General features: G+C 42.2%; 33 protein-coding genes. 24 read left to right on the top strand and 9 right to left on the bottom strand.

Going from position 1 to position 24,672, the window contains the following annotated elements; genetic code table 11:
* Positions 1–90: 90 nt before the first annotated feature.
* Complete coding sequence (locus ACP26M_RS26595; RefSeq protein ID WP_426584774.1) at positions 91–843, bottom strand: ABC transporter ATP-binding protein; 753 nt, start codon at positions 841–843, stop codon at positions 91–93.
* Positions 840–1,571: an MlaE family ABC transporter permease gene (locus ACP26M_RS26600; protein ID WP_426584776.1), complete on the bottom strand. Its 732-nt coding sequence runs from the start codon at positions 1,569–1,571 to the stop codon at positions 840–842. The genes ACP26M_RS26595 and ACP26M_RS26600 overlap by 4 nt, the downstream gene beginning before the upstream one ends.
* A gap of 164 nt (positions 1,572–1,735) precedes the next feature.
* On the opposite strand from ACP26M_RS26600, the gene ACP26M_RS26605 reads away from it, so the two are divergent.
* From ACP26M_RS26605 to ACP26M_RS26620, 4 genes are all read left to right on the top strand, one after another.
* Entirely contained in the window at positions 1,736–2,440 is a 705-nt protein-coding gene (locus ACP26M_RS26605; protein ID WP_426584778.1) for an SDR family oxidoreductase, read from the top strand.
* 34 nt (positions 2,441–2,474) lie between these two features.
* Positions 2,475–3,071, top strand: coding sequence for a PspC domain-containing protein (locus ACP26M_RS26610; RefSeq protein ID WP_426584780.1), 597 nt, complete (start codon positions 2,475–2,477; stop codon positions 3,069–3,071).
* Between the two features lie 4 nt (positions 3,072–3,075).
* Entirely contained in the window at positions 3,076–4,065 is a 990-nt protein-coding gene (locus ACP26M_RS26615; protein ID WP_426584782.1) for a LiaI-LiaF-like domain-containing protein, read from the top strand.
* 210 nt (positions 4,066–4,275) lie between these two features.
* Positions 4,276–4,959 carry a carboxypeptidase-like regulatory domain-containing protein gene (locus tag ACP26M_RS26620; protein ID WP_426584784.1) on the top strand — a complete coding sequence of 228 codons (684 nt, stop codon included), beginning with the start codon at positions 4,276–4,278 and terminating at the stop codon, positions 4,957–4,959.
* Positions 4,960–5,028: 69 nt separating this feature from the next.
* Here ACP26M_RS26620 and ACP26M_RS26625 read toward each other — a convergent pair whose 3' ends face one another.
* Together ACP26M_RS26625 and ACP26M_RS26630 are read right to left on the bottom strand one after the other, a co-directional pair.
* Complete coding sequence (locus tag ACP26M_RS26625) at positions 5,029–5,652, bottom strand: NUDIX hydrolase (RefSeq protein WP_426584786.1); 624 nt, start codon at positions 5,650–5,652, stop codon at positions 5,029–5,031.
* A gap of 164 nt (positions 5,653–5,816) precedes the next feature.
* Complete coding sequence (locus ACP26M_RS26630; protein WP_426584788.1) at positions 5,817–6,563, bottom strand: hypothetical protein; 747 nt, start codon at positions 6,561–6,563, stop codon at positions 5,817–5,819.
* Positions 6,564–6,693: 130 nt separating this feature from the next.
* Between ACP26M_RS26630 and ACP26M_RS26635 the strand changes: the two genes are divergently transcribed.
* Positions 6,694–7,953: a prephenate dehydrogenase/arogenate dehydrogenase family protein gene (locus ACP26M_RS26635; protein ID WP_426584790.1), complete on the top strand. Its 1,260-nt coding sequence runs from the start codon at positions 6,694–6,696 to the stop codon at positions 7,951–7,953.
* A gap of 710 nt (positions 7,954–8,663) precedes the next feature.
* Here the strand turns inward: ACP26M_RS26635 and ACP26M_RS26640 are convergent.
* The 3 genes from ACP26M_RS26640 to ACP26M_RS26650 form a co-directional block, all read right to left on the bottom strand.
* On the bottom strand, positions 8,664–9,221 hold the full coding sequence (locus ACP26M_RS26640) for a hypothetical protein (RefSeq protein ID WP_426584792.1): 558 nt from the start codon (positions 9,219–9,221) through the stop codon (positions 8,664–8,666).
* 185 nt (positions 9,222–9,406) lie between these two features.
* A complete protein-coding gene (locus ACP26M_RS26645; protein ID WP_426584794.1) occupies positions 9,407–9,607 on the bottom strand; it encodes a hypothetical protein in 201 nt (66 codons plus the stop codon).
* A gap of 398 nt (positions 9,608–10,005) precedes the next feature.
* Complete coding sequence (locus ACP26M_RS26650; protein ID WP_426584796.1) at positions 10,006–10,473, bottom strand: SRPBCC family protein; 468 nt, start codon at positions 10,471–10,473, stop codon at positions 10,006–10,008.
* A 255-nt stretch (positions 10,474–10,728) separates the two neighbouring features.
* On the opposite strand from ACP26M_RS26650, the gene ACP26M_RS26655 reads away from it, so the two are divergent.
* The 3 genes from ACP26M_RS26655 (at position 10,729) to ACP26M_RS26665 (ending at position 12,531) form a co-directional block, all read left to right on the top strand.
* Positions 10,729–11,193, top strand: coding sequence for a hypothetical protein (locus ACP26M_RS26655; RefSeq protein WP_426584798.1), 465 nt, complete (start codon positions 10,729–10,731; stop codon positions 11,191–11,193).
* An 8-nt stretch (positions 11,194–11,201) separates the two neighbouring features.
* Positions 11,202–11,906, top strand: coding sequence for a hypothetical protein (locus ACP26M_RS26660; protein ID WP_426584800.1), 705 nt, complete (start codon positions 11,202–11,204; stop codon positions 11,904–11,906).
* A gap of 205 nt (positions 11,907–12,111) precedes the next feature.
* Positions 12,112–12,531, top strand: coding sequence for an OsmC family protein (locus ACP26M_RS26665; protein ID WP_426584802.1), 420 nt, complete (start codon positions 12,112–12,114; stop codon positions 12,529–12,531).
* Between the two features lie 703 nt (positions 12,532–13,234).
* Here ACP26M_RS26665 and ACP26M_RS26670 read toward each other — a convergent pair.
* The gene (locus ACP26M_RS26670; RefSeq protein WP_426584804.1) at positions 13,235–13,849 is read right to left on the bottom strand and encodes a hypothetical protein; all 615 of its coding nucleotides are present in this window, start codon (positions 13,847–13,849) and stop codon (positions 13,235–13,237) included.
* A 36-nt stretch (positions 13,850–13,885) separates the two neighbouring features.
* On the opposite strand from ACP26M_RS26670, the gene ACP26M_RS26675 reads away from it, so the two are divergent.
* Together ACP26M_RS26675 and ACP26M_RS26680 are read left to right on the top strand one after the other, a co-directional pair.
* Positions 13,886–15,598, top strand: a complete 1,713-nt coding sequence (locus ACP26M_RS26675) for a hypothetical protein (protein ID WP_426584806.1) — start codon at positions 13,886–13,888, stop codon at positions 15,596–15,598.
* A 116-nt stretch (positions 15,599–15,714) separates the two neighbouring features.
* Positions 15,715–17,181, top strand: a complete 1,467-nt coding sequence (locus ACP26M_RS26680; RefSeq protein ID WP_426584808.1) for a hypothetical protein — start codon at positions 15,715–15,717, stop codon at positions 17,179–17,181.
* Between the two features lie 165 nt (positions 17,182–17,346).
* On the opposite strand, the gene ACP26M_RS26685 is transcribed toward ACP26M_RS26680, so the two are convergent.
* Positions 17,347–17,553 carry a hypothetical protein gene (locus ACP26M_RS26685; RefSeq protein WP_426584810.1) on the bottom strand — a complete coding sequence of 69 codons (207 nt, stop codon included), beginning with the start codon at positions 17,551–17,553 and terminating at the stop codon, positions 17,347–17,349.
* A gap of 416 nt (positions 17,554–17,969) precedes the next feature.
* Between ACP26M_RS26685 and rplC the strand changes: the two genes are divergently transcribed.
* From rplC to rpsN, 14 genes are all read left to right on the top strand, one after another.
* Positions 17,970–18,587 carry a 50S ribosomal protein L3 gene (rplC, locus tag ACP26M_RS26690; RefSeq protein WP_090529696.1) on the top strand — a complete coding sequence of 206 codons (618 nt, stop codon included), beginning with the start codon at positions 17,970–17,972 and terminating at the stop codon, positions 18,585–18,587.
* Position 18,588: 1 nt separating this feature from the next.
* Entirely contained in the window at positions 18,589–19,221 is a 633-nt protein-coding gene (rplD, locus tag ACP26M_RS26695; protein ID WP_090529285.1) for a 50S ribosomal protein L4, read from the top strand.
* A gap of 2 nt (positions 19,222–19,223) precedes the next feature.
* A complete protein-coding gene (gene rplW, locus ACP26M_RS26700; RefSeq protein WP_090529282.1) occupies positions 19,224–19,514 on the top strand; it encodes a 50S ribosomal protein L23 in 291 nt (96 codons plus the stop codon).
* An 8-nt stretch (positions 19,515–19,522) separates the two neighbouring features.
* The gene (gene rplB, locus ACP26M_RS26705; protein ID WP_090529279.1) at positions 19,523–20,350 is read left to right on the top strand and encodes a 50S ribosomal protein L2; all 828 of its coding nucleotides are present in this window, start codon (positions 19,523–19,525) and stop codon (positions 20,348–20,350) included.
* Positions 20,350–20,616, top strand: coding sequence for a 30S ribosomal protein S19 (rpsS, locus tag ACP26M_RS26710; protein ID WP_022832979.1), 267 nt, complete (start codon positions 20,350–20,352; stop codon positions 20,614–20,616). Before rplB ends, rpsS begins: the two co-directional genes overlap by 1 nt.
* Positions 20,617–20,622: 6 nt before the next feature.
* Positions 20,623–21,051: a 50S ribosomal protein L22 gene (gene rplV, locus ACP26M_RS26715; protein ID WP_090529276.1), complete on the top strand. Its 429-nt coding sequence runs from the start codon at positions 20,623–20,625 to the stop codon at positions 21,049–21,051.
* A gap of 6 nt (positions 21,052–21,057) precedes the next feature.
* A complete protein-coding gene (rpsC, locus tag ACP26M_RS26720; RefSeq protein WP_090529273.1) occupies positions 21,058–21,930 on the top strand; it encodes a 30S ribosomal protein S3 in 873 nt (290 codons plus the stop codon).
* Positions 21,931–21,980: 50 nt separating this feature from the next.
* A complete protein-coding gene (gene rplP, locus ACP26M_RS26725) occupies positions 21,981–22,403 on the top strand; it encodes a 50S ribosomal protein L16 (RefSeq protein WP_090529269.1) in 423 nt (140 codons plus the stop codon).
* A gap of 124 nt (positions 22,404–22,527) precedes the next feature.
* Positions 22,528–22,737 carry a 50S ribosomal protein L29 gene (rpmC, locus tag ACP26M_RS26730; protein ID WP_090529266.1) on the top strand — a complete coding sequence of 70 codons (210 nt, stop codon included), beginning with the start codon at positions 22,528–22,530 and terminating at the stop codon, positions 22,735–22,737.
* A 25-nt stretch (positions 22,738–22,762) separates the two neighbouring features.
* Positions 22,763–23,017, top strand: a complete 255-nt coding sequence (gene rpsQ / locus ACP26M_RS26735; protein WP_091166929.1) for a 30S ribosomal protein S17 — start codon at positions 22,763–22,765, stop codon at positions 23,015–23,017.
* 1 nt (position 23,018) lies between these two features.
* Complete coding sequence (gene rplN, locus ACP26M_RS26740; RefSeq protein WP_090529260.1) at positions 23,019–23,387, top strand: 50S ribosomal protein L14; 369 nt, start codon at positions 23,019–23,021, stop codon at positions 23,385–23,387.
* A gap of 1 nt (position 23,388) precedes the next feature.
* Positions 23,389–23,718, top strand: a complete 330-nt coding sequence (gene rplX / locus ACP26M_RS26745) for a 50S ribosomal protein L24 (protein WP_090529257.1) — start codon at positions 23,389–23,391, stop codon at positions 23,716–23,718.
* A complete protein-coding gene (gene rplE, locus ACP26M_RS26750) occupies positions 23,718–24,281 on the top strand; it encodes a 50S ribosomal protein L5 (RefSeq protein WP_091215970.1) in 564 nt (187 codons plus the stop codon). The genes rplX and rplE overlap by 1 nt, the downstream gene beginning before the upstream one ends.
* Entirely contained in the window at positions 24,274–24,543 is a 270-nt protein-coding gene (gene rpsN, locus ACP26M_RS26755; protein ID WP_090529250.1) for a 30S ribosomal protein S14, read from the top strand. The genes rplE and rpsN overlap by 8 nt, the downstream gene beginning before the upstream one ends.
* Positions 24,544–24,672 lie beyond the last annotated feature (129 nt).

Raw genomic sequence — 24,672 nt, forward strand, 5'->3', positions numbered from 1 at the left:
TTAAGTCGAAAGTTTGAATCTCAACTTAAAAGGTGCGGCAAATATAATGATATCTTATTGTTTGACTTTAAACTTTAGGCTACAGACTTATTACAACTTTTCCTTCGCCGCCTGCATAAATTTGCTGGCAAATACAAAGTCGTTAAGTTCCTTATTATCGGTATGGGCAATTTCCTTGTTGCTGCCTTCCCACCATTTTTGACCCTGGTGTAAAAAAACAATATGATCGCCAATACCCATTACCGAGTTCATATCGTGGGTTACCACAACAGTAGTTATGCTGTACTCCAGAGTAAGCTCGGCTATCAGTTCATCAATTAATATCGAAGTTTTAGGATCGAGACCGGAGTTTGGTTCATCCACAAAAAGATATTTAGGCTGCATGGAAATGGCGCGGGCAATGCCAACGCGCTTTTTCATACCGCCTGATAGTTCAGCCGGATAAAGTTTGTTTTTGCCAGCGAGGTTAACCCGCTCTAAACAAAAGTTGGCCCGTTCAAGCTTTTCGGCCTTTGATCTGTTGGTGAACAAATTTAACGGGAACATGATGTTCTCTTCCACTGTCATGGAATCAAACAGGGCCGAATTTTGAAAAAGCATACCAATACTTGTGCGGATAGGTACACGTTGTTCAAAATCCATTTGGGTGAAATTTTCATTATCAAAAAAAACCTCGCCTTTGGATGGTTCATGCAGGCCAACAATACATTTTAATAATGTTGTTTTGCCTGATCCGGAACCGCCTATGATCAGGTTGTTTTTGCCTTCGTGGAAAACTGAACTGATTCCTTTAAGAACGTGATTTTCGCCAAAGGTTTTATTAATGTCTTTAATTTCGATCATAGCATTAAACGGGTGATAACAAGGTCGGCAAATAAGATCATCACACAACTAAAAACTACACCCTTTGTAGCCGACTGGCCAACCTCAAGTGCACCGCCTGATGTGTAAAAACCCTGGTAAGCACAAATAGAAGCAATGATAAAGCCAAAAACAATTGCTTTAACAAGTGCTACTCTTACCGTTAAGCCATCAAACCCATCACGTACCCCTACAATATAATCGGCAGGCGTAATGTCTCCGGAAGCAACGCAGGCAATATACCCCCCTGTAATGCCTAAAGTTATTGAAGCAATAACCAGTAATGGCACCATACTCATGCCCGCAATGATCTTGGGCGATATCAGGTATCCCGGCGCGTTTACGCCCATAATTTCGAGGGCATCAATTTGCTCGGTAACCCGCATAGTACCAATTTGAGACGCGATACTTGAACCAACACGCCCGGCCAATACAAGCGCTGATATGGTTGGACTAAATTCAAGAATAGTGGAGTCACGCGCTATTTTACCCGCTATACTAAGAGGCACCAGCGGACTTGATAGCTGGAAGGCTACCTGAATAGTAGTTGCTGCTCCAATAAATATAGATATGATTGAGATGATACCCAATGATCCGATGCCTACTGATACCATTTCGCGCATTACTTCGGCCCAGTATACACTGAACTTTTCGGGCTTTCTGAAACTTAAACGCAGTAAGAGTATGTATCTTCCTAAACTTTCAAACATTTGTTCTTATAAAAATCGGTTAAAAATACGCTTTTTACCTTTAAGCCTAAATGGTCAGGTGTTAAAACAAGTCATTTAAATTCAATTTTAACTGTATCAATTATTATGCTTACGTAAATTGCGGGCATAAAGCTTCACTAACTATAAAAATTAATTTAAACAATATGAAAAACGTACTCATCACCGGTTCAACCAAAGGCATGGGCCGCTCAATTGCAATTGCTTTTGCTAATGAAGGATTAAACGTGGCAATTTGTTCGCGGAATGAGCAAGAATTATTAAATTTTAAAGATGAACTTGAACAGGTTGATGCAGGGGTAAAGGTTTTTGCTATGAAAGCTGATGGCAGCAAGAAAACCGAACTATTGAAGTTTGCCGCTGCCGCTGAAGCCGAACTTGGCTTCATTGATGTTGTGGTTAATAATTTGGGGACGTTTATTCCTTCAAGCATATTGGATGATACTGAAGATACCCTTCCAATCCAGATGAATACTAACCTGATGCCGGGCTATGAGTTGTACCGTTATTTCGGTAAAACCATGGCAAAGGCACGTAAAGGGCACTTTTTTAATATATGCTCGGTAGCCGCTATAAATCCTGTGCCCCAAGCCGGTAGTTATAGTGTAACAAAGTATGCGTTGTTAGGTCTAACAAAAGTAATGAGGCTCGAGATGCAGGAGCATGGTGTAAAAGTTACCGCCGTAATTCCCGGATCAACGTTAACGGATTCATGGAAAGACGCGGTGGTTGACCCCAATACCATGGTGCTGCCCGAAGACATAGCATCGGCAATCATCAATATTTACAAGATGAGCACCGGCGCCAATGTCGACGAAATCATCATCAAACCCGCTCCGGGCCAGTTATGATAAATCAACTTTAAACATAAAGCGAACATAAATTATGGAAAAGAAACTTCATCGCGATGAACACCGAAAGGTAATAGGCGGTGTTTGCGCGGGCCTTGCCGAGCATTTCGGCACGGACGTAGCAGTTATCAGGGCGATATTTTTGGTGACCCTTATTTTAAAAGGCTTCAGCTTACCCATATATATAGTATTGTGGATAGTGCTGCCAAAAAAAGGTTACAGCTTTAATCCCGGTGTTGATTACAGGGTACCGCCACAGGATAACCCTTTTGCAAGCGGGCAGCAATCGGGGCCATTTTACGATCCTAAATTTGGCAGCCAGCCATTTAATCCCCCGTTTGTACATCCGCCCAAAAAACAAGCTTCAACCGTTGGGCTGATATTTGGCGTGGCCATGATCCTCTTAGGTTCGGTATTCCTGCTTAATGAGCTCGACCTGATGCCTGATTGGGATTTTGAAAACCTTTGGCCCGTAATGCTGGTAGGCGCAGGTATTGCGCTTATAGTTTCGGGAGTAAAGAAACAGCCCTGGGAAAAACAAAGCTGGCATGCTAATGAGGTAGCTGATGCCCCGGAAGCCGAACCTGCTAAGGAAGAAACAGAAACTAAAGATACACCTCCAACTATATAAAATCATGAGAAGCGATAAACTTGTTCCGGGCGCGATCCTGGTATTGTTGGGAGTGGTATTCCTGCTGGATAACTTCCACGTAATAAATTTCGACTGGATGAACATCCTGTATCTGTGGCCTATATTTTTAATTATGGGAGGTATCAGTTTAGTGTTTGCCGGAAACCGATCGCCGCTGGCTACCATCTTAAAGCTTGCGGTAGTAATAGGTTGCTTTGCATTGCTGGTATTTGGCAACTTTGGTAAACGCTACCATTTTTGGCCAAATGCCTGGACTTTTCATAGCGACGATTATAATAATGACGATAATGACAACGATGATAGCGATACAACGAATACCGATCAGGGAGTTGTTAAAATAGGCGGTGATAAAACCTTTAAAGAGGAGTATAATGCCGGTATTAAACATGCCCGCCTTAATATCAGTGGTGGCGGTACCATATATAACTTAAGTGATAGTACTGCCGATTTATTCAGCGCCCAAACGCAGGAACTTTACGGTAAGTACACTTTTAACCATAGTAAAAATGATTCGGTGTATGTGCTTAACCTTAATTTAAAGAATAATAAGGGTTTCCATTTTGATTCAAACGACAAGAAAAACAACAGGGCCGATATTAAATTAAACACAAATCCGGTGTGGGATATTGACATTACTACGGGTGCAACAGATTTAAATTTTGATCTTTCAAAATTCAAAATAAAAACCCTATCTTTAAAAGGTGGAGCAGCGTCATTTGATGTGAAGCTCGGGGCTCCTGTTGGCACCACAAATGTGGAAGTTTCAACCGGTGCATCTGAGGTTACCATAAGCGTTCCAAAAGGCGCTGCCTGCCGTATCACATCCAATACCGGCCTCTCATCAAACGAATTTGAGGGTTTCAGTAAAAAGGATGGTAACGACTACGAAACCGATGGCTTTGATGCCGCAAAAAGCAGGATCCTGATACACATGAGTGGAGGGATCTCTGATTTTAAAGTAAACCGATATTAACCTAAATCCTGAGTAAAAAGATACCGGGACATAATACAACAATAATGAATTGCCAGCCGCTCCGTCAATTTGATGGAGCGTTTTTTTTGTACCATATTGCAATGCTGATTCAGGGTTTTGTCATTTAAGATAACAAAAGGGCGAAAAAGTGTTAAATTGAAAACCTTTGGAACAAAAAATAAGTTTAATTTACAGCACAAATAATCTGCTATGAAATACCCATACCTTATATTATCTGCGTTGCTATTTTGGGCTTGTACCGTAAATGCTCAAACCACTGTAAAAGGCACTGTTGTTGAGTCGGGCAAAAACAATAAAATGAGCGATGTTTTTGTGCGCGACAACCAAAACAGGCAAATGACACTTACCGATAGTAAAGGTAATTTCAGCATCCGCACTGAAACGGGGCACACCCTGATTTTTAGTTCTCCGGGATACGTGTCGGATACGTTATATGTAACCGATTTTACCAACAAGAAAATAGAGATGGTTACCCAAACCATAGCCTTAAGGCAGGTTAATATCAGCGCCAAACGCGAAACATTTGACGCCCACAAAGAATATCCGGAAGTGTATACCCGCGCTAAAGTTTATCCGCTATCACCTACATCATGGTTTAGCAAGGAGGCAAAAGATGCCCGCCGCCTTAAAAAGTACTTTAAACACGAGGAAGAAGAACGCCATGTTGACGAAGTGTTTACCATGACTTACGTACAAAGCATTATCCCGCTGCGCGGACAGGATCTGGAGAATTTCATGACCATTTACAGGCCTTCATACGAGTTTGTCAAAAACAACAACGGCCCTTCCATGGCGGTTTATATCAATGATTCGTACAAAAAGTATCTGGCACTGCCGGCTGATAAACGTACGCTACCTGATTTGAAAGAGTAGTTTTTTTAGTAGCAGCGACAGTTGCAGTAGCAGTTTGGGTTAGATATGAGTTGGCGCAGTTAGCATTAATCAATCTGCCCAAACGCTGATATCGTTAGTAATGATCTTTTGGTAAAGCAGTTCGATCTGGCTTTTCAGGATCCGGTCTTCCGATAGTGGCGGCAGGTTGTCAATATCAAAATATTGAACATCCAACACATCAAATCCTTTGTTGATTTCTGTAGTAACAGCTTTACAGTAGAAAACCATTTTATATACATAAAAAGGCTGCGGAGGATGCGGGTGCATCTTTTTATCAAATACGGCCAGCAGCCTGTCGGCAGTAACCTGCAAGCCGGTTTCTTCCCAAAATTCTTTAATAATGGTTTCCTTGGGTGTATAGCCAATATCACCCCATCCACCGGGCAACGACCATTTTCCATCACCGCTTTCTTTAGCCAGCAGGATCTTATTATCCGGCGAAAGCAGCATCCCCCGTAAATCAACCTTGGCGGTAGGATAATCGGCAGCCTGAGGGAACAATAGGTTGATGGTTTCGGCGCCGTAACCGCTTACCTCATCAAACATTTGAGTGCTCAGGTGTTGCAGTTCCTTGTAACGTTCGATATCGTATTCGTTTTTGGCGTATAGCAGACCTGTATCGGCAACGGAACGTAATTGAGTTATGAGAGAAAGCAGGTTGGTATTGGGCATGATGTTTATAAAATTATGTCATTGCGAGGAGCGGGGCTGCCTGTGTGTATGGCGCGACGTGGCAATCTCGTAGCAAGGCATAGGCATATCAGCCCTGTATAGTATGCTATTGCCACGCTTCGCTCGCAATGACTTGAGGTATGTGAATTCTGAAATTAAAAAGCTTATCCTCTGCCTAACAGCTCGTCAAGCTTATTGCGTTCGGTTTGAAGTTCGCGGGCAAGTTTCTTTTCTTTTTCGTTGGCTTTGGCCTTGAAGGCTTTGTATTCCTCATCAAGCTCTTCGTAAAGTTTGATGCGGTATTTAGCCTCGCGGCTATGTGCACCTGAGCGGGCTATCACTATAACGGCAACTACACCAAAAACAATAACCAAGCCCCACATTACCAGGTTGTACGTTGCTTTGGTGAAGGGAATTCCCAGCAGGCTGATCTCGTCGCGTTTGGCGTTTGATTCGTTGAGGGCTTGTTCCTTATTGCTTGCGTCAGATTTAAGGCTTTCAACATTTTTACCCTGTTCGGTAAGTTTGGCCCGGGCCTCTTTAAGCTGACGGCGCTCGGTGTTCAGGGTATCCTTCATGTTTTTCCACAGGGCGGCAACTAATGGTTGCTGATAATGGTATAGTTTGCTAAGCAGGTATTTGTACTGGCCATTAAGGCTTTTATCTTTTTGCAGGGCCGAATCGGCAGCAGCACTGATTTTGGGCAGGGTATAAGCAGATTTAGCCGGTTGCTGCGACGTTGCAGCCGGGTTTTTAAGCGCTGCCGGGCTCGATCTTACAATGGGTGGAATAGCATTGGGCTTTAAGGTAGCGGTTTTTTTCCTGGTGCTGTCCTGTGCAAAAGTTGCTGCAACACTCCCCGTTATCATCGCTATTAAAACCGTTATCGTAAGTAGTAAATGCTTGTTCATCAAATGTAAAATTAGGTATATGCTATTAACAAAACAGGATGTTTACGGTTTTTATTATATACACCCCGCGTTTTTGAGGCTAAAATAAGCTTTCGTACGTAATTAACCTACTCATAGTTATATTAGCGGCATGAATATAGGTATTATTGGGTTAGGCGATATGGGCCGCCTGTACGCGAAGGCTTTCGCAAAGGCCGGTTACACCGTTTCGGGCTGCGACCTGCCGGCCAACCGTGAAAAGCTTGAAGAAGAGCTTACGCCTCACGGCATCACCGTTATGGATCACGGCAGCGATGTTGCGCGCATCAACGACCTCATCATCTATTCGGTTGAGGCCGATAGCATGGAGCGTGTGGTTGCTGAGTATGGCCCTTCAACCAAATACGGTGCCATTGTAGCCGGACAAACTTCGGTTAAGTCCCCTGAGATTGCCACCTTTGAAAAGCACCTGCCTGCCGATGCCCAGATAGTTACATTTCATGGGATGCACGGCCCGGGGTTTGAACCCGCCGGGCAAACCCTCATCCTGATCCCGTACCGCTCAACGCCCGATGCCTACCAGCGCATGTATGACCTGTTTACGGCGATTGGCAGCAACATAGTTGAAATTGCCGATTACCACGAGCACGACCGTATTGTGGCCGATACCCAGGCCGTAACCCACGTTGGTTTTGAGAGCATGGGTACCGCATGGAAATCTGCCGGGTTTTTCCCCTGGGAAAACGCTTCATATATCGGGGGGATAGATAACGTGAAAATTCTGACCACCCTCCGCATCTTCAGCTATAAGGCCCACGTTTATGCCGGGCTGGCTATCCTCAACCCGTATGCCCGCCAGCAGGTGAAACGTTATGCCGAATCCGAGTCGGAGTTGTTTAAGCTGATGATCAAGGAAGAGGCTGATGCATTTAAGCAACGCCTTTATCGCGCACGCGACTTTGTTTTTCACGAAAGCCGCAAGCCTATTATGCTTAATGATACCGTGATGAAGGAGTTTTCGCTGTCACAGCATGCCGATCATCAAAAGCCAAACTCGCACCTTAGTATTTTAAGTATGGTTGATGCCTGGTACCACCTTGGCGTTAACCCCTACGATAACCTCATTTGCCAAACCCCGCCTTTCCGCCTGCGTTTGGGCATTGCCGAATACCTTTTCAAGAATGAAGAGCTGCTGGAAGAATCACTGGAAACAGCCCTATACGATAAAACCATCCGCGGCGACGACCTGGAGTTTCACTCGGCGGTGAGGGAATGGTCGGCTATTATTGGATATGGGGATATGGAGGGGTATAAGAAACACTTTAATGATACGCAGGCATTCTTTAGCCACCGGCTTGAAGAGGGCAAAGCCCAGAGCGCGGAGCTGATCCGCAGGTTGATGATGGAGTAATTTTTTGATTTGGGAATTCAGATGTTCGATTTCGGATTTAAGCTTGATTAGCAGGTGTTCAATTTTTTAAGGTGTGAACACTTGTTGTTTTTTGTAATTTGATTGTTGTTGATAATCAGTTGTTTATAAAATCTGTAAAATCATCTATTCGCTGTTTTGAACAGGTTGGTATTGATAATCAATGGGTTGTAATTTTGGCTTGTAAAATGTTGAACACCCTGTTTTTCAAAAATTGAACACTGACTTGGTTGTAAGCTTTTAGAAAAGCTAAGGTCATTTCGAATATTCTGATATAATAACAAATTGTTGTTCAGAGACAACGAAAACATCTCTTCTATCTTGGTTTTTGTCATGAAATGCATAGAATATCTCGATGCTTTCCTGATTCAAAAGTTTTTTAAGATAAAGCATTTCAAATCTTCGTTTTGATTGATAGATCTCATTATAATTAACCGAGAAGTAATTCAAAGTAAAGAAGTTATCTGATTTCCATTTTGAGGTACGGTGATATTTAACGAAATAAACTCTTTTAAAGGAAGGATCTTCTAAAATATTGTCGAAAACACAATGGTCAGAAATTAAATGGTTTTCGAGGTATATAGAGCAAATCCATGGGCCGCCCATGTTAATGATCTGCTCTATATTCTCTATATTAAATTCTAAGCCACAAAGTTTTTTCTTCATTGTATCAAGGAATATATCGCCAATGGCTAACTATAGGATTCGAGAAACTCATCTATGGTATCTTCACTATCCATGTTCAGAATAGCATTTGCCAACTTTACTTGCCCCTTAGCTAATGCAATAGCTGTTAATGCCGTTGCTGCTAAATCCAAATCCCAATATTGATTCATAGCAAGCTTCGCAAGATCTGCTAAATCTTCAATCGCTTTATTGTAGTTTGGCTTTAAAGCACTTGGTAAAGGAGGATTGTCCTTATGCCTTTGTATTTCGATCACCGAAACCAGCCCAAGTATATTATAATCTACAATTTGTTTCTGTTTAGCTATTCTGACCAAATGAGGAACTGAATAATATGAGGCTAAACCAACGTCTCCCTGATGGTGTAGCTCGTTCCATAGTTCTTGATAGATTTGGTTAATAGTTTGTTTATTATCTGCAAGTTCAAGTTTCTTCAGGGCTATTGAAGCATCATATAATGTTCCTCTGTAACCCCCTTCTAAGGTCGACCATCTTGGGTCGTCAAGTTCCAATACTGGTTCATCTACTGATTTCTTAGGGAAGAAGTCGCCTAATTTTATTGTCATAAGGTTATTTGTTTCTCAAAGATATATAAACGGGTATAGCTTTTTTCCATCGATATTAATTGTTATTACACACAATTACCGTCATATACATGAATCAGCGAAGGTAAGTTAGGCTGAAAGCTTAGCTTGTTTTAGGCCGGTTATACTGTCGCTAAACTTCAACCAGTGGGCGATCTTAGTCTTGTTTACTTTTCTTTGCGCCATTCTTTGATTTTGTAACCCGTAACCAGAGAGTCTTTATTTAAATATATCGTTAATGTCTTCGTATAAACGGGGTCGATGTCATGGCCATAATCGGTATTGATGTTGTAGTAAGGGCTATCAATATTGTCATTATCCCAACGTTGCGGCTCACCTAATAGTTTAGTAAGTTGTTTATAGCTCATGCCTTTTAAGTGATAATTAGTTAAGAGGTCGTTGAGCATGGCATTCCTATAAGGATAGATTTCAATATCTCCGTCATCCCATTGTGTTCTGTTAAACTTTATTTGTCGGAAGTTAGAATTGCAACCGAAAATAGTTATGGCGAAAAAAGCAATTATGTAAAAGGTAACAGAAATCCTATTTAGCATGGCATGAGAAACTTGAATAAACTAATATACGAGTTCAATATGTTAGCGGAAAACCTCATTTAATGATGCTTCTCTTTGCTATGAAGGCTATTTGATATCCGTTTAGTGGGCTTATTGTATTGCAACCTTGACCAGCGAAAAAAGTTTAGAAGCAAAGTAATATCATACCTTGCTTCTAAGGTTGGCTTTAGCCTATTCGTGCCGGTCACGCATTACTGCGCCGCTGACACTGTTTTGCTTGCTGCAGCTGTATTTATCCAGTTTAACAACCGCTCCTGGATATATTGTGTCCATGCCGGTGCGCAGGCGTGATAACATTCAAATTCTGGTACCAGTCCAACGTGCGTAAATACAATTTTTGTAGCATCGCCCTCGGCAGAAATATCAAAGCAAAGTTTGGTGCCGGTCCACTCGGTTTGGTTTTGTGTAAAAGTTAGCTTGCTATCGGTAATCAGCCAGGCTATTTTCTTGTTGGGGACCAATTCAACAAGTTTTTGTTTGGTGTAGTGCGCTCCGTCGCCGGCAAAGAATGAAAACTCGTCGCCAAGTTTTTCCGACTCGCCTTCAAATATTTCCGAATGCAAGCCTGACCACCATCCCCGGACATTTTTTAACGCATCAAAAACTTCTTCAGGGCTTTGGTTTACCAATAAGGTTGTTGTGAAATCTGTAGTTGTCATTTTTTTGATCTTTAAGTTGAATAATTCATTATTTAACAGGCCTTGTTAAAATGGGTAACTTTAAAGTTACGTAAATGTATAGGTAACTTCTGAGTTACGCAATTTTTTCTGAAAATTTTTTATTGCCTCATTTTGAGGGTATAGGTGTGTGTCACGGCGGCGCTACCGCAAGTGTTTGATAAATCAGAACAATTTTTTGCCTGTGATTTTTCGTTCAGTATATTTAAAACTTATTGATCACAACCTGAACTTTACATGCGCCAGTTCAAAGCTAAGTTTAAGTACATTTTTTTACCCTTTGTTTTTATAGGCCTTTGCACCATAATTATTTATACCTTTTTGCATTGGCTGCTGCTTATCAGGTTTAATGTTTTTACGCTGAAAGATAAAGACGCCGATTTTCTTATTCCCGGTATTGTAGGTCTCGTTTTGCCACAGCTTTTACTTTTTCCTAAGTTGAGGCAATTAAAGGCATATAAAGCAACCAGTCGTGATCCAATAACTATTTTGTTAATGGTAGGCGGTTTTACATTTGCTGTACCTATCTGTATCGCGCAAAATTATTTGGAATCAGCTACCGGTAAGCTAACCCGTCTGGATAGCATAAGCGAGGTACACTATGTGCCGCAGACTAAGTACTATACCGTTAAACAGAAGTATCCTAACAAGCATATGGCCCACTTTAAGGTTATCCTTCTGTTAGCGGTAAAAATAACGTAGATTTTAATATGGATGCTTATGCAGCGGTGCCGGTTTTTGACCGTGTTTTTCCCGATACCAGCAAGATAGCTGCCATGCGAAACAGGGTAAACCCTAAAACACTGGTGATCATTAATGATACGCTGAGCAATATATTGTTTTTAAAGAAATTACCTGCCGACTCGATAATGATGATGCGTTATGTCAATCCTACTATGGTGATGCCTAAATACGGGGAGGCCGGTAAGTACGGCGCGTTAGCGGTTGTAACCCGGAGTTATAAATTTAAGATAAAGCCTATAATCCCCAAAATAGAGCCTGCCGCGTGGTTTGTTTTTAAATACCACAAAACTATCAGCAATAGTTTATCTGCGAGTGAAAAGAAGTTCTATTTCAGTCAATTTGCAAAAGATTGCGACACAGATTTCAAATACAAACCGTTAAACAAATTTATACACCTGGCCCGCTTACCTAATGATAATGAGGTAGCCAACTACGAGGCGGCCATAAACTCGCGCGATGATGTTGCTGAAGGAGAGCAAACAATGCTTTCGCCTGTTTACGAATCGTTTGAAAAACGGAATGGTAATAAGCTTGCATGGATTGGCGGATCATTTACCATCGGAGCAACGCTGTTTTTACTCCTGCTCGGGTTATTCAGAATTAAAGGTTTGGATAATTTTGAGAAGAGGATGTTTGAAAAATGGGAGAAAGACGTGATAAACAGGCCTTGAGTTTATAGAGCTGAATTTCGACAGAAGTAATGGTTTGATTACCATCACTATAATTGAGTGAAATGAATTGAACAACAAGCCACTTCAAAACACTTGACAATCCCCTGATAATCCTCCATTCCAATTTTAACCCAGGTTAAAATTTCATGCGATTGACAACGGTACTTTTGTTCTGTCGGAAGACACAACAACAAAAAACAAAATCATGAAACGTACAGCAAATGCACATTGGAACGGTACCTTACAGGATGGTAAGGGCGAGATCACTACTCAAAGCACCGTATTAAATAAAACACAATATTCTTTCAAAACCCGTTTTGCCGAGGGCGTAGGTACCAATCCTGAAGAACTGATTGCAGCGGCCCACGCCGGTTGTTTTACGATGGCGATTGGCGCAGCATTGACACAGGCCGGTTACACCCCTGGTGATCTGACTACCGATGCCATTCTTGACCTGGATATGCAGGCATTAAGTATAACAGCTATAGCTTTAAACCTGAAAGCTACTGTTATTGAAGGTCTTAGTGAGCAACAGTTTAAAGAAATTGCTGAAGGTGCAAAAGCAAATTGTATCATCTCCAAAGCTTTGAATGTGCCTATTTCACTGAATGTAATTTACGCTTAAGTAAATTTGCTTTGGTAAGCTATTCAGAGGACCGGTGAAGCCGGTCCTTTGTTTTTATGATGGATGCTGTCATTTTTAATAACCTTCACGGGTTAAGATTTAAGAATAATATAAATTTCACCGCTACCGCAAGGCAATGTCATTAAGTTATGGAACATTCCCAGAGGGGGAACCGGTTTTAGCAATATATTATACCGAACACAACCGTGCCAGAGGTACGGAACACCGGAGTTGTGTACCTCTGGCACACTAAAAACACTGTTTATTTGATTTCTACAAACCTTTTGCACCTCTGGTGCAACCTGTCAATCCCTGTCTTTACATTGAACCTAAACGCGGGCTACAAACGAGGACGCTTGCAGCAGCGATGGGACCAAACTTCCTACCACGTTAGGGATTGCAGCGGAAAACCCACAGCTTGGGCAGGCATTAGTGATCGGGGCAAAGCGAGGATTTGCAGCGGAAAGCCCGGGCCGCAGGCAACGCCATTAGCTGCTTCAGGAGAGGGTTGAATATCTCATTAAAACCCTGAGTTCCTAAATAAACGATTCCACCCTTTCTGCACCACTCCTGCAAGCGTTCTCGCTCGTGGGCATTATACTAAGTTGTTCGAGTGTCTTTTACATTGCAGACCTAAACGCGGGGCACAGGCGAGGACACTTACGGCAGCGATAGAAGTGATATTGGCACTGAGATATGCCAATCAATTCGACATCTCCGAGGATTTTTTCTGTTGGAGAAAAACGGCTGTGAAATCAGATGGTAAATTATTTAGCATTATAAATATGTTGAGGTTGTTGGCGGCAAATACCAAAACATTATTGTTAGATGCTCCCGAAAGGGGGTAAGGGTTTTTTTTTACAAATACTTTGTTGGTATTAGTTGTTATCGCCTGTACTTTTTTATCTGTAATGGAAAAGAAATTGAAAGAATAGGTTTTAATTGTAATAAGATTATCAGCAAAGCTAATTTCCTCGGCCGTATTATTTATCGTCTTGCTTAAGGACATGACTTGATTGAGATAAATCACCGCAAACATAACAAAGAATAGTACTTCATAAAGGATGTATGTGCTATCTAAAATCCCGCCTGCTTTTTTTAATAGTATAAATGAATATACTATGAATACAGTAGCTGCAAAAAGGAAGTTTTTTACTAATGTTTTCTTTGAATTATCAATGAATTCATCGAAGGCCTGATTCATTTTAAAGGTCAGCATATATTTATTAGTTGAACCAAAAGTAACGAACATTATTATTCTCAACAACGTCCTCATCCATTCCTGCCTATAATACCTTATATTAGTATAGGTTTTCATACCTGCCAATTATAGTCCTCATTTAAAAAGTCGAACATGAAAAAGGTATCGCTGTTATTTGTGTTCCCTGTGGTGTTGTTCGCTACCTATTTGTTTGCGTTCCAGGGAAAAAAAATTAAAGTATCGGGTAAAACAAAACCGATAATCCCGGTAATGTGCGGATCGGGTATAGTACAGGATGCAGATACGGCACGGAACGGTAAATTTATACAGCGCTTACCCGGCTGGGGGCATCATAATTATGCCATTGCTGCCCGTAATGACAGCGCCCGGTTTTACTTTAACCAGGGCTTAACCATGTATTACAGCTATCACATGAAGGAGGCATTCGCGTCGTTCAAAGAAGCATCGCGTTTTGACCCCTCGGCCGCTATGACTTACTGGGGGCAGGCTTTAAGCCTGGGCCCTTACTATAACGCCGGCGGGCAGTATGCTGCGCCTGCCGGTTTGCCTGCTGTTTTGAAACAAATGAACGCTGTTGCCGGCAGTGCTCCCGAAAAGGAAAAAGCGTTGATAGCGGCGATGAACCTTCGTTACCCGCAGGGCGGCACCAACGCAAGCGACAATGAAGCTTATGCACAGGATCTGAAGAAACTGATGCAGGCCTACCCAACCGATGCCGACCTTAAGATGCTGTATATTGACGCGGTAATGCTCATTCACCCCTGGGATTTTTGGGCGCCCGACGGTACCGATAAACCCTGGACCGCCGAACTGGTTACCTTGTGCAAAGGCGTTTTAAATACCAATCCGGAGCACCCGGCGGCGCTGCATTATTATATCCATTTAACCGAGGCTTCGCGTAACCCCGGCGCCGCGCTGGCCAATGCAGGGGCATTAAAAAGGTTGTTCCCCGGTATCGGGCATATGGTGCATATGGCCAGTCATGTTTATCAGCGCAATGGTTTGTATTTTCAGGGTGTTGACGTTAATGAAAAAGCAGCCAAATGTATTGTTAATTATGCCGCCCTGGCGCCCAATTTAAAGCTCACAAAAATAAACTCTCACTTTTACGCTGTCGAAACACTTTGTGCCTTTAACGGGGCTATGTACGAGCGGGGGATGGAAGCGGCCCAACGCTGCCGCAATGCGGTAAAACCTTCGGCAGGTGATACTTATTCGCAATACCTGTACATGATGCCGGTATTTACCATGATGCGCCTTGGCAAATGGCACGAACTGCTCAAAGACAGCGTTGGCCCCAATCGCGACTGGGCCTATGCGCGGGTGTTATACCATTTTGCCCGCGGAATGGCATTTCTGTATACGGGCGGGCAGGATTCGGCCGTGGCCCAGCTTGCTTTATTGCGTGGCAGGCTTGATGACGCCTCTTTAAAACAGCGGCATATTCCTTTTAATATCGCACTGGATGGCGCCACTGTTGCCGAAAACATATTGGATGGTGCTATTTTGCTCGGCCGCAATAAGTTTGATGATGGTATGGCGGCATTAAAAAAAGCAGTGCAGACAGAGGATAACATGATTTACTCGGAGCCTGCTGAGTGGCCTATTCCGGCACGGCAGTTCCTGGGTGCCTACCTGCTCAAAACCGATTATAACCCGCAGGCCGAAAAAGTTTTCCGCGAAGACCTGGAACGTAACCCGGGTAACGGCTGGTCGATGCTGGGCATGTACCAAAGTTTAAAGGCGCAAAACCGTGCCGAAAAGTTGCCTTATTACAAGGCGGGCTTCACGCGCTCGTTTTCGCATGCCGATGAGGTGCCTGCGAGTTCGGTGGTTATGAATTAGGGCAATGTTCCGGGCGACAGGTGCGGTGCCGGTTTTTGTTGATTAGCTTTCGGGGAAAAATCTAAATACTTTTGTAGTTTAGGCTCAAATCTAAAAAGCCTTAACCTGGAATGTAAGTGAACAGATACCTAACCCAAAGATTTGTTTTATACGCCCTTTTTATAATTGCAATAGTATTAGCGGGGATTCAATTTTTAAGCGACCGGGGCGTATGGCTTGATGAAGCTGTATTAACCCTTAATTTAATACACCGTAATGCTGTTGGTCTGTTCCGTCCCCTTGATTACAATGGAGTTGCGCCTGTGTTATTCCTGCTTATTCAAAAAGCATTTATATCTCTCGTGCCCAAATCAGATTATGCGCTTAAGGTATTTCCGCTTATCTGCTATTTGACCTTCTTGCCCCTGTTTGGCCGGATCCTAAACAGGCTTTTCAAAAGCATTTACAGCATTATTTTAGGATTGAGCCTGGTTGTTTTTAATCAAACTATAATTTATTACTCAAGCGAGGCCAAGCAGTATATTGTCGATCTTCTGGTAATTACCATATTCTATTATCTGTTGATTGAAGAGAAAGCATTAAAGGGGTTTTACTATAAGCTTTTGGTACTGGGCTTAATCTGCATATATCTCTCCAACATCACACCAATTATCCTGCTTACGGTTGATGTATACCTGTTTTATAAATCGAGATCGGAAAATAGGCCCCTGGGCAGGCATTTTATAATCACCAATTTGTGTTGGGGTGTTTTCTTTGCTTTGTATTATTTTGTGTTTATCTACAGCCATCCAACACAGCATAAAATGGTTGGTTACTGGTCAAACGCGGGTGCTTTTATGCCCTTTGATTCGTCGTTTTGGGGGTGGATGGCAGGTCGCTTTCACGGCATTTTTTATTTTCTTTTTTACTTCGGGCAGCTTATCGGGAGCTGTATTATGATATTATTCGGCCTGGGTGTCATACTGTTGGTTAGGTACAGAAGATACGATCTCATGATATTAACATTACTGCCGGTTTGCGTCCATCTTGTTTTATCCGGACTTAAATTATATCCATTTGAAACCCGCTTATATTTGTACTTAACCCTTGGCCTAGTCATTACGTGCGTATTTAGCTATGAGTTCTTAGTCACCAGGCTATCTCATCTGAGATTTGGAAAAGCCGTCGGTTTTATCTTTTTACTGCTTCCGGCATTAATGGCCAGGGTTGTATTTATACACCAGCCACCTTACACGCAGCATGATGATATTAAAAGGGGGATTGAAGCCATCAATAAAAAATTTGAAAAAGGCGATGCCCTTTATACCGGCAACTTAACAGGCTTACCGGTAAAATACTATAAAGATTTAGGTGTTATAGATGGGCGGCTTGATGTAATCTATAAGGATAGCCTTTTAAATACGCATTGTCCGTATGCCGTTAAGCGTTTGTGGGTACTTACATATTCCGTTGAAGATCAACCCCAGGAACTTTCTGAACTGTTGAAAAGCAGGCAATTAATAAAAAAAGGCAGTTTTGAAACCCGCGGCGGTGTGCGCTTTAGTTTGTTTGCGCAAGGTAATGCACTTGTTCAAAAAAAATAGTTGCGATAAAATAGAACTGAATATTTAGAAAAGCCTTAATAGAGACAGCAGGAAGATTTCATTTTTCGGAAACAACAGGAGTTTCATTGATTACATCATTCATCCAAAGCATACCTTTTTCAGGTAGATTGCCGCTCAGATAATCAATTATAGCGTTGCTATCAATCAAATATCCCATTCTTTACGGCTTTGTTTAATGTGTTCCCGGAGTTTTTCAGCATCAGCGATTGGTAGTTTGCCAGCAAATTTATCTGATAACTTTATTTTAGGAGAGGAAGTCTTTTTGAGAACTTTGATCAAATGCAACTTTTCAAGCTCCCTGAGCAGGTTATATGCGTTTTGATTAGTTACTTCTATAAGTAAAGTATCCATTATCTGAAGTTAAAATTCAAATTTATGAAATTCCAATCATTAAATTTAAGCCCTGATCATTAGGATGGCAATTATTGTAGTTGGCATAGCGGATATGGGCTATAGTAACCTTCCCCTTAATCCCCCCAATCTTTAAAAATTTCTCCGGCCCATCTTCAGTTTTACGCCGTCAACCGGGTGATGCGGTAGCATACCTTCCAAAATGGCTGTGAAAAGTCAAAAAATCAAACCGGCTAATGCTTAGCCAAATACCTTTCAAACATATGTTAAAACGCGGATGCAAAAATTATAAAAAAATAACTTACTAACTATTTGATAATTAATACAAAGTTTCTATCTTTGCCGTCCCTTTCGGGGGAGAAATATGCCTTGAACGAAGCCCTACTGCTTCGATGGGCACAAAAACAATTAAAAAAATGTCAGGAATTATTGGTAAAAAAGTAGGAATGACCAGCATTTTCGACGAAACAGGGAAAAACATTCCCTGCACAGTAATCGAAGCTGGCCCTTGCGTGGTAACACAAGTTAAGTCTGTGGATACAGACGGATACGCTGCTGTTCAGTTAGCGTATGGCGACAAAAAGGAAAAAAACACTTCTGCCCCTCTAAAAGGACACTTCCAGAAAGCCGGTAGCGCTCCAAAGCGTAAACTGGTTGAATTCAAAACTTTCGAAGATCAAAAAGCATTAGGCGACACCGTTACTGTCGACATTTTTGCTGCGGGAGATTTTGTTGACGTGGTAGGTACCTCAAAAGGTAAGGGTTTTCAGGGTGTGGTAAAACGTCATGGTTTTGGCGGCGTGGGTATGCAAACTCACGGTCAGCATAACCGTTTACGTGCGCCAGGTTCTTTGGGTGCGTCATCATGGCCATCACGTGTATTTAAAGGTATGCGCATGGCGGGTCAAACCGGAAACGCCCGTGTTAAAATACAAAACCTTGAAGTAGTTAAGGTTTTCGCGGAGCAGAATCTGTTAGTAGTTAAAGGTTCCATCCCCGGAGCTAAGGGTTCATTCGTAATAGTGGATAAATAAGATGGAAGTTAACGTATTAAACGTATCAGGTAAAGAAACAGGTGCCAAGGTGCAGCTTCCTGAGTCGGTTTTCGGTATTGAGCCAAATGATCACGCTATCTATCTTGATGTTAAGCAATTTCTTGCTAACCAGCGTCAGGGTACACACAAATCAAAACAGCGTAATGAAATTGCAGGTTCAACCCGCAAATTATACAAACAAAAAGGTACAGGCGGTGCCCGTGCCGGTGGTATTAAATCACCATTATTTAACGGTGGTGGCCGTGTATTCGGTCCGCAACCACGCGATTATAGCTTCAAATTAAACAAAAAGCTTAAATCACTGGCCCGTAAATCAGCTTTATCATACAAAGCAAAAGATAACAATATTTTAGTGTTAGAGGATTTTAGCTTTGATAGCATCAAAACTAAAAACTACATTAAATTGGAGGCCGATCTGAATGTTACTAATGAAAAAACATTATTAGTAGTAGCATCTGCCGAAAATAACAATGTGTATTTATCAAGCAGGAACCTGAAGAAAAGCAAAGTAATTTCAGTTGAGCAGCTTAACACTTATGATGTGTTAAATGCAGGCAAGCTGTTGTTAACTACAGGTGCTGTTAAAACTTTGGAGGAAGCATTAGCTAAGTAATTATGGAAATTTTAAAACAACCCCTACTTACTGAAAAAGTTACTCAGTTAACTGACAAGCTTAACCGTTATGCTTTCAAAGTTGATCACAGGGCTAACAAAATTCAGATCAAGAGTGCCATTGAGGCAATGTACGGTGTAAACGTTACGGCGGTAAACACCATGAAATACGTCGGCAAACTTAAAACTCGCAATACTAAGGCAGGCGCCGTTCAGGGCCGTTCAGCTACTTACAAAAAAGCGATCATTACGTTGAAGGACGGAGAAGTAATTGATTTTTACAGCAATATATAATTATAGAAATGGCAGTAAAGAGATTTAAACCGGTTACCCCGGGTACCCGCTTCAGAGTTGATGTATCTAATTCAGATATCACAACAAACGTTCCTGAAAAATCGTTGGTTGTAGCATCAAACAAAAGATCGGGCGGTCGTAACAACAGCGGTAAAATGACTATGCGCTACTTAGGTGGTGGTCATAAACAAGCATACAGGTTAATTGATTTTAAACGTAATAAGTTTGATATCCCGGCAAAAGTTGCAACTATCGAGTACGATCCTAACCGTTCGGCACGTATAGCCCTGCTACACTTTGCTGATGGCGAGAAAAGGTACATGATTGCTCCGGAAGGCTTAACAGTTGGTACAATTGTAACAGCAGGCGAAACAGCAGCTCCCGAAGTAGGTAATACCTTACCATTAAAGAATATCCCTCTTGGTTCGATCATTCACAACATTGAGTTAAACCCTGGACAGGGTGGTGTAATTGCCCGCAGTGCCGGTACTTACGCTCAATTATCAGCACGTGATGGCAAATATGCTATCATCAAATTGCCTTCAGGCGAAACCCGCATGATCCTGTCAACTTGTTTGGCAACTATCGGTACCGTTTCAAATGGCGAAAGAGCAAACGCTGTGTTAGGTAAAGCCGGCCGCAAACGCTGGTTAGGCCGCAGGCCAAGGGTACGTGGTGTAGCTATGAACCCGGTAGATCACCCTATGGGTGGTGGTGAAGGCCGTGCCTCAGGTGGTCACCCACGTTCACGTAAAGGTTTATTGGCTAAAGGCTACAAAACCCGTGACAAGAAGAAAACATCGGATCGTTACATCATTGAAAGAAGGAAGAAATAATGGCTCGTTCAATAAAAAAAGGACCTTACATCGATCATAACTTAGATAAGAAAGTTATGGTACTGAATGATGCAAATAAAAAATCAGTTGTAAAAACATGGTCACGTCGTTCCATGATCTCTCCTGATTTCGTTGGTCATACATTCGCAGTACACAACGGTAACAAGTTTATCCCTGTGTACGTAACAGAAAACATGGTTGGACACAAGCTGGGAGAGTTTGCCCCAACCCGTACATTCCGCGGACACGCAGAAAAGAAAAAATAACAGGCAATGGAAGCAACAACAAAAATTAAAAAGTCTGTACTGATCAGGCAACAAAAAGAAGCTGCGAAAGCTCTTGTAGGCGGCGCTTCTGTTGCTAAGTTACAGGACTGCCCAACTTCACCACGCAAAATGCGTTTGGTGGTTGACTTGATCCGCGGTGAAAACGTTGAGAAAGCGTTATACATATTGAAATTTACTAACAAAGAAGCTGCTATTCGTGTAGAGAAACTTTTGTTATCAGCTATCAAAAACTGGGAAGCAAAAAACGAAGGCAAACGTGTTGAAGACAGCAACCTTTTTGTTAAGGAAGTATCTGTAGGCGGTGGCCGTCAGTTAAAAAGGTTACGCCCTGCTCCGCAAGGAAGGGGATACCGTATCCGCAAACGCTCAAACCACGTAACACTTGTTGTGGATAGTAAAAACGATAACAATTAATTTGAAATGGGACAGAAAGCACATCCAATAGGTAACAGGTTAGGAATCATCAGAGGTTGGGATTCTAACTGGTTCGGTGGCAACAACTACTCCGATAAATTAGTTGAAGACGAAAAAATCCGCAAATACCTTTCAGCTCGTATTGCTAAAGGTGGTGTATCTAAAGTAGTTATCGAGCGTACTTTAAAACGCATTACCGTAACTATCCACACTGCCCGTCCGGGTATTGTGATCGGTAAAGGCGGTCAGGAAGTTGACAAGATCAAAGAAGAGTTGAAAAAACTTACCAAGAAAGAAGTTCAGATCAACATTTTCGAGATCAAACGCCCTGAGCTTGATGCACAATTAGTAGCAGAAGGCATTGCAAAACAATTAGAAGCACGTATCTCTTTCCGTCGTGCCATGAAAACCACAATCGCTGCAACCATGCGTATGGGTGCCGAAGGTATCAAGGTAATGACTTCAGGCCGTTTAGGCGGCGCTGAGATGGCACGTAGCGAGCAATATAAAGAAGGCAGGATTCCTTTGCACACTTTCCGTGCTGACATCGACTACGCATTAGCAGAAGCATTAACTACCTATGGTAAAATAGGTGTTAAAGTTTGGATCTGCAAAGGCGAGGTTTATGGCAAACGCGATCTTTCTCCAAACATTGGCGGTACCAGCAGCGCAAGCGGCAAAGGTGGCAGGCCAGAGGGCGGTGCACCAGGCTTTGGTGGCCGTGGTAACGAAAGAGGCGGCGAGCGCGGCGGTGAGCGTCGTGGCGACAGGAAACCAGGTGGCGATCGTCGTGGCGGTGGTAACCGTCCAGGCGGACAAGGTGGAAACCGTCCGGGTGGACAAGGTGGAAACCGTCCGGGTGGCCCAGGTAAGAGATAATAATTAAAGTACAAGACAAATATCGAATAACGATATAAAAGCTTAAGAAAATGCTACAGCCAAAAAGAACGAAGTTCAGAAAGATGCAAAAAGGCAGGATGAAAGGTTTAGCCACCCGTGGTGCTGAACTTTCATTCGGATCTTTTGGTGTTAAATCACTCGAAGCGGCATGGATCACCAGCCGTCAGATCGAGGCTGCACGTATCGCTGTAACACGTTTTATGAAACGTGAAGGACAGGTTTGGATCAGGATATTCCCTGACAAACCTGTAACCAAGAAACCTGCAGAGGTACGTATGGGTAAAGGTAAAGGTGCTCCTGAATACTGGGTTGCGGTAGTACGCCCCGGAAGGATCATTTTTGAAGCCGAAGGTGTGCCTTTGGAAGTTGCTAAAGAGGCTTTACGCCTGGCAGCACAGAAATTACCGGTGCAAACTAAATTTATTGTACGTAGGGATTACGTAGAAGCATAAATTGAGGAGTTAGTTGAAGAGTTGTAAAGTTTTAATGTTGTGAAGTTAGATGCCGAATTTCACCATTCAAATAAAAACAATACAACGTTTAAACTTACCAACAGACAACAAATAACAAAGAAAAATGAAGAACTCAGAAATTTTGGGCCTATCAACTGAAGAGATTGTTGCTAAGATCAGCGAGGAAAGGGCTACCCTTACCAAATTGAAATTTGCTCATGCAGTTTCGGCTATTGAGAACCCGTCCCGTATAACCAAAGTACGCAAAGGAATTGCTCAGTTAAATACTGAATTAACAAAACGTAAAGCGGCGGCCGCTTCTGAAAAGAATTAATTTTTTAAACATTCAGACAATGGAATTGGAAAGAAATTTAAGAAAAACACGTACCGGCCTCGTAGTTAGCAACAAAATGGAGAAATCTATCGTTGTGGCCGTTGAACGTAAGGTGAAACACCCTATTTACGGTAAGTTCGTAAAAAAGACTACCAAATTTATGGCTCATGATGAAACCAATACTTGTGGCGTAGGCGATACAGTATTGATCATGGAAACCCGCCCGCTGAGCAAAACCAAAAACTGGCGATTAGTTGAAATTTTAGAAAGGGCTAAATAAGATGGTACAACAGGAATCAAGATTAACAGTAGCCGACAATAGCGGCGCTAAAGAAGTTTTAGTGATCCGTGTATTGGGTGGTACCGGTAAAAGGTATGCATCAATCGGCGATAAAATTGTGGTTACCGTAAAAAGCGCTTTACCATCAGGTAACGTGAAAAAAGGTACCGTATCAAAAGCCGTAGTTGTACGCACTAAAAAAGAGATCCGCAGAAAAGACGGTTCATATATCCGTTTCGACGATAACGCAGCTGTGTTGTTAAACAACCAGGACGAGCCAAGAGGTACACGTATCTTTGGCCCTGTTGCAAGGGAACTGCGCGAGAAACAATTTATGAAAATTGTATCATTAGCACCGGAGGTATTGTAACATGGAAAAGAAAGTAAAATTAAAGATCCGAAAAGGCGACCTGGTTAAAGTTATCGCCGGCGATTCAAAAGGATCACAAGGCAAAATCGTTGAGGTTTTGGTAGATAAGAACAGGGCTATTGTTGAAGGTGCCAATATGGTATCAAAACATACTAAACCTAATGCTGCTAACCCTAACGGCGGAATTGTTAAACAAGAAGCTGCTATACATATTTCAAACCTAATGCTGGTTGATCCTAAAACAGGTAATACAACCCGTGTTGGCCGTCAAAAAAATGACGCCGGCAAATTAGTAAGGGTAGCAAAAAAATCAGGGGAGGAAATTAAGTAATGACTTACGTACCAAGATTAAAATCAAAATACAAGGAAGAGATCCGCACCGCACTGAAAGATAAATTTCAGTACAAAAGCGTAATGCAGGTTCCTAAATTGGAGAAAATTGCCATTAACCAGGGTGTAGGTGGTGCAACTACCGACAAGAAATTGATCGAAAACACCATCACCGAGTTAACTACCATCACTGGTCAGCAAGCAGTATCTTCAAAATCTAAAAAAGATATCTCAAACTTTAAATTGCGTAAAAATATGCCGGTTGGCGTACGTGTTACACTGCGTGACAACACAATGTACGAGTTTTTGGATCGTTTAATCGCTGTAGCCCTGCCACGTATCCGTGACTTCAAAGGTATCAACGATAAAGGTTTTGATGGCCGCGGCAACTATACATTAGGTATTACTGAGCAAATTATCTTCCCTGAGATAAATATTGACAAAATCAATAAAATCCAAGGTATGGATATTACCTTTGTAACCTCCGCAACAAACGATGTTGAAGCATTGGAGTTGTTGAAACAATTTGGTTTACCATTTAAAAATCAAAATAGCAATGGCTAAAGAAGGTGTAAAAGCACGTGAAGTAAAGCGCGCAAAATTAGTAGCTAAATACGCTGAAAAAAGAGCTGCTTTAAAAGAAGCTGGCGATTACGCTGCTTTAGATAAATTACCAAAAGCATCATCACCGGTAAAACTGCACAACCGTTGCAAATTAACCGGCCGCCCTCGTGGTTATATGCGTCAGTTTGGCATCTCACGTGTTACATTCCGTGAAATGGCTCTTGAAGGCAAGATCCCGGGAGTAAAAAAAGCAAGCTGGTAAGCAAGAGCTGAAAGCAAAAGGCGAAAAGCGTAAGGCATAAAAGCTTTAGGCTTTTTGCTTTATGCATTGAGCTTAAAATGAATGAATTAACCGATGGAAGGTCGCCCGGGATGTTACCGGAAGGAAACC

It is taken from the genome of Mucilaginibacter sp. R-33 (genome assembly GCF_049949235.1).
Classification (GTDB): Bacteria; Bacteroidota; Bacteroidia; order Sphingobacteriales; family Sphingobacteriaceae; genus Mucilaginibacter.